General features: G+C 56.7%; 1 protein-coding gene. It reads right to left on the minus strand.

What is annotated here, in order from left to right:
• Positions 1 to 353 (minus strand): MobV family relaxase (gene mobV / locus D1223_RS00030; RefSeq protein ID WP_199288175.1); only part of this gene is annotated, 353 nt, incomplete at both ends.

Genomic DNA, 353 nt, shown 5'->3' on the forward strand with positions numbered 1-353 from the left:
GAGATCGATACCTGGCTACGGGTGCCACGGTTTATCGATTCGTAGTAGTGCTGAACTGTCTGATGCGTGGCACGGCTTCCCTCGATTCCGCGCTCAAGACCCAGTTTTTTTACTGATTCAGCGTAGGTGCTCTGATCTTCACGCATCTTTGACCGCCCGCCAATAAACTCTTTCGCGGACAGCCGTCCATCCTGCGTCAATGGCACCACGAACGCTGACAAGTGGGGGGTGGCCTCGTCCCGGTGAACCACCGCCGCCACAACACGATCCTTCCCGTATTTCTTCTCCAGCCATTGCTCAGAGCGGGCGAAAAACTCCGCCTGTTGCTGCGGTGTCGCTTCTTTCCACCACTC

This window comes from Henriciella mobilis (assembly GCF_003576285.1).
Taxonomy (GTDB): domain Bacteria; phylum Pseudomonadota; class Alphaproteobacteria; order Caulobacterales; family Hyphomonadaceae; genus Henriciella; species Henriciella mobilis.